Source organism: Clostridium sp. ZBS15, from assembly GCF_023845705.1.
GTDB lineage: Bacteria > Bacillota > Clostridia > Clostridiales > Clostridiaceae > Clostridium > Clostridium aquiflavi.
The window spans coordinates 1-4,228 of the sequence record NZ_JAMQHY010000090.1 but is presented as its reverse complement, the minus strand read 5'-3'; the positions used below and the strand labels follow the sequence as shown (position 1 = coordinate 4,228).

The 4,228-nt window shown below is 28.7% G+C and carries 6 protein-coding genes; all 6 read right to left on the bottom strand.

The window, feature by feature from the left end:
* Positions 1–310: DUF4176 domain-containing protein (locus NG904_RS16490; RefSeq protein WP_252232790.1), on the bottom strand; the 310-nt coding region annotated here is incomplete at its 3' end.
* 47 nt (positions 311–357) lie between these two features.
* Positions 358–1,560 carry a hypothetical protein gene (locus tag NG904_RS16485; RefSeq protein WP_252232788.1) on the bottom strand — a complete coding sequence of 401 codons (1,203 nt, stop codon included), beginning with the start codon at positions 1,558–1,560 and terminating at the stop codon, positions 358–360.
* A 152-nt stretch (positions 1,561–1,712) separates the two neighbouring features.
* The gene (locus NG904_RS16480; protein WP_252232786.1) at positions 1,713–2,042 is read right to left on the bottom strand and encodes a hypothetical protein; all 330 of its coding nucleotides are present in this window, start codon (positions 2,040–2,042) and stop codon (positions 1,713–1,715) included.
* 19 nt (positions 2,043–2,061) lie between these two features.
* Positions 2,062–2,643, bottom strand: coding sequence for a polymorphic toxin type 17 domain-containing protein (locus tag NG904_RS16475; protein ID WP_252232784.1), 582 nt, complete (start codon positions 2,641–2,643; stop codon positions 2,062–2,064).
* 7 nt (positions 2,644–2,650) lie between these two features.
* Positions 2,651–3,034 (bottom strand): site-specific integrase, encoded by a 384-nt coding sequence (locus tag NG904_RS16470; RefSeq protein ID WP_252232782.1) that lies wholly within the window; start codon positions 3,032–3,034, stop codon positions 2,651–2,653.
* A gap of 525 nt (positions 3,035–3,559) precedes the next feature.
* The gene (locus NG904_RS16465) at positions 3,560–4,186 is read right to left on the bottom strand and encodes a hypothetical protein (protein WP_252232780.1); all 627 of its coding nucleotides are present in this window, start codon (positions 4,184–4,186) and stop codon (positions 3,560–3,562) included.
* Positions 4,187–4,228 lie beyond the last annotated feature (42 nt).

Below are 4,228 nucleotides of genomic sequence, written 5' to 3'. Positions count from 1 at the left end.
CGCATCCAGAATAATCCCATGTTTTTTCATTTGAGTCAGATGCTATCCTTTGCATTCTACCTGTTATCACCAATTCTCTATTTGACTCTTTTAGCAACACTACAGTTCCTAATGGTAAAAATTCACCTTTATCAATTTCTATTTCACTTTCTTCATTACTAATTATATTTTTTTCATCCTCTTCATTAAGATTTCCAATATTCACCTTGAAACTACATCCATTTAGAATAACAAACATACTTATTAAAACTACACTCAATATAATATTTTTCTTATGCAATTTTTTTATTAATAAACTAACCAATTTCATTTAATGACCCCTTTTATTAAATATAATAGATATGTTCTTTCCATTATCTATTCATTGTTTTTTTTACTTTCTACGCCAAAACTTCCGCCAATTACTTCTGCTGCTCCTACTTCACAATTTCCATTTATAAAATCTCTTTTTGTCTTAAATCCAAGTGCTCCCAAATACCCTTCAGCCTTTGCTGATGTATCTATTCCACCTTTTATATCATGCATGGAAATTGATGCTTTTCCAAAAGATCCAATTGCCTCACATTTTCCTTCTCCATTATCAAACATAAGGCCAACATCTCCACTCATTAAACTAACAGATCCGTCGACTTTAACCTTACTTCCATCTAATTGTATTTCTTTAAATTCATATGGAAAATCAATTAACTTCCCATTTCCTTCAATTCCAACTTTCATAGATGGAGCAAATTCAGCATTTCCATTAAATAAATTTAATTTTACTCCCATACTTCCTTCATATTGCAACACATCTACATATAATTTAAAATCCTCATTATTGCACAAAGTTGCTCTTTTTTTGTCTTTTGAAGATTTACTTTCTACATAAGTATACTTACTAATTTTATTTAATGTAGAATCAATAGATTTTCTATTTCCATAACTATCAGCATCAAAATATGCATCCATATTATCTGGTACAAACATTCCAAATTCATCAGTTCTACCAGTAAAATATTGCCCATTTGAAGCTTGTTTCTTTACTCTAATACCATCTCTATTTCTAGTTACCGGATCATATTCAGGTAAATTTTTCATATCTTTCTCCGAAATTTGGTACGATTTAAAAGCCCATTTTTTTTCATTTGCTTTTTCATACTCTTCTTTATTATCTGGAACAAAATATGCTCCTTTTGATATATCTTTATATCTTTTTTGTGTTCCTCTAAAGTATTCACCATTTTCAGCTTGTTTCTTAACTCTGACATCATCATAGAACGATACAAGTGGCTTAAATGTTGGTAACATCGATACTTCAAGTAGAGATCCAAATTTACTCTGTGCTGCTATTATAGCTGATTCTATATTAATTTTGTTCATAGCTAACATTACTTCTTGATTAATGGCCTCAGCTACTCCATTTTGCGGATCATCATCTGTAAATGCTTCATATGTTTCTCTACAGCTTCCATTTTCGTACACTGCATTACTTTGATTATAGCATTCTCCTTCAAGTGAAATATAACTTGATTTACTCTTTTTAACTAATACTTTATTGCTTCCACTGATAATAAATTTCATGCCTTTCATGATGTAAATTTATTAGTGGGAGTATCTTAAAATATGATTTCTACATTAACATAAATATATTCTTTGTAATTATATTAAAAAGCAAATAAGATTCAAGAATTTTATCTTATCTGCTTTTTTTCTTACATTTCATATTTTATAAATTATAAAAAAATATTGATCATACTTATATCTTTTCTTATATAATCACATCCATTTAGTGATTCAGATATCAATATCTCATCTATAGGATCACCATAAAATTCCCATTTATCTGAAATTCTTTTCAAGAAATTAATCCAAGCTTCTGTATTAATTTCTTTATTTAATTCTATTGATAATTCTATAATATATATTTGTTCTATTTTCCAATAAGTTTCAATTTTAATATATTTTTTCTCTACTATAAAACTTTCTATATTACTAATTATATTCTCAGATATTTCTTTTGCATTAATCTCATTATTAGCATATACGAATAACCTTATAAACATTGTTGTTATACACTCCTCCCTATTTATGTGTAATTTCACCATCTAAAGATACATTTAAATGAGAACCATCTCTACTTAGCCAGCCCATTTGATTTTTTCCTGTTTTTGATAATTGAACCTCCCATTCAAAAGACTGACCAGCAGTTCGTGATGGTCCTTTTGTCCATACATTTCCAAATTTATCGATATATCCTCCATTATTTTTAGGTAAAGGTTGCGTTGGAGTCCAATTTTCAGGTGGAACATATCTTATTTTTCCTTTATTGGGTAACTTAGCTTCTTTAGTAGCACTCTTAACTGTTTTTCCCAAGTTTCCAATACCACTTCCAGCAATAACCTCACTTTTAGAAAAAACATTCTCACCTGATATTATAACGTTAGCCGCTTTTACTCCACTTGCTGATATTGTTAACCAAAATTCCCCTAACATCCCTACTGAAAAATCTCCATAAAGTTCTGCATATTCTGGAGCCATACCACTCCCTGCTTCACCTTTTAAAGATAAATCTCCTGCATCCATTGTAGCATAAATTTTCCTTACCTTCTTTGCATCATTGTCAGTTAATAACTCTTTTCTATATTTTTTTAAGTCATTTATCATTTATTCTCTACAATTTCGTAAATTGAAGCCTTTCTAGCTGATTATCTGAATATACTTCCACTTGATGTTCCGAACCTACAGCTATTTTTACTCTATCTTTTTTCAAATCAATTACATTTTCCTGCATGTATCCTTTTGCTATTAGAAAATTATTGAAAGCTCCAATACTATTGACTTTCTTATTGATGTTAGCAGGCTCATAACTGTTATCAATGAGATATTTTTTATAGATGGTAATGTAGAATCTTTTTAGTGCTCCGTTAAATTCTACATTCATTGTTCCAAGGTATTTTAGAAATGCTGAAATATCTCCAATATAGCTTTGTATTGTATTAGGGCTTTTTCCATCCTCCGTTATGTGTGTTTTGAATTCTTCTACTATTTTTATCATTGTTTATCATCCTCTCATTTTTTGTATAGGAAAAAGACCAACACTGGAATCAATCTCCATTATTGGTCTTCATTTTTTGCACTTAGGGCATAATTGGGGCGTATTCAGTTTTTCTAAAACCATTTCCATTACTAAGTTTGGGCGTAAGGGCGTAGTTCTAATCAATTTATTTTATTATTAACTTATTGAGAAGAAAGAATCCAATAGACACTGTTCATTTCAGCATCAATTGGATTCATCATTGATTCAATTATTTCTTGTATGCAAGCTCACTACAGAATTAGTATTATGCATCAAGTAACAATTTATCTAGGTTATATAAATTAATAAATTTCAATTATTTATTGTTACACCTCTGGTTAAACTAAATTTTGCAGTCAATTTATTAAGTGTTTTGTAGCGAGTCAGTCAACAAAATAGACAATGCTAATTCACCTACTTACATTATTCTAGTCCTTAAAGTTTTCTCTATATATAATTAATATCTTCTTTAAAGTATTCAAAAATTCCCTATATAGCATATTATTATATTTCTATATCATGTTCTATAAGCTCTATTATCTCATCGTAATACTCTTTAGCCACTTGATAAAATTCTGTATCTCTTTCTTTTTCAAATAATTTTTCTAATACCTCTTTTTGTATCACTTTATACTCAATAAAACTAAACATTAATTCTAATGCATTATTTCTAAATAAGGACTTTTCATTCAAGATTTCAGTAATATATATATTCCATCCTTTTAAAACGGCATTTCTGCACGCGATCCCCAACGGTAATGATACACCATTTTCACATGGAATATAATATTCAAATGGATAACTATCAGTTTTATATGTTACTATTTTATCAAATTCAGCTGACCCGTTTCCAATTTCATACAGCAAATTATAAACTTCTTTTTTTTCTATAATATCGTCCGCTTTTAGCATTTCAATTAAAAAAGGAATTAAATAAAATGCTCCATCATAAAGATAACTCTGAACTACAACATTATTATCATATTGCCAATACATTTTTTCTCTATCATTTTGATTATTAGTTACTAACTCTGCAATTGTTTCTGGAACATATTCACATGTACCTCCTTCTTTTTTTAGACTTTTCCATTCAATTTTTTTGATTATTTCTTGTATATTATTAATTTTCATTTTAATCCCCTCCAAATGTTGTTGATAGTGTAAACTTGTTTA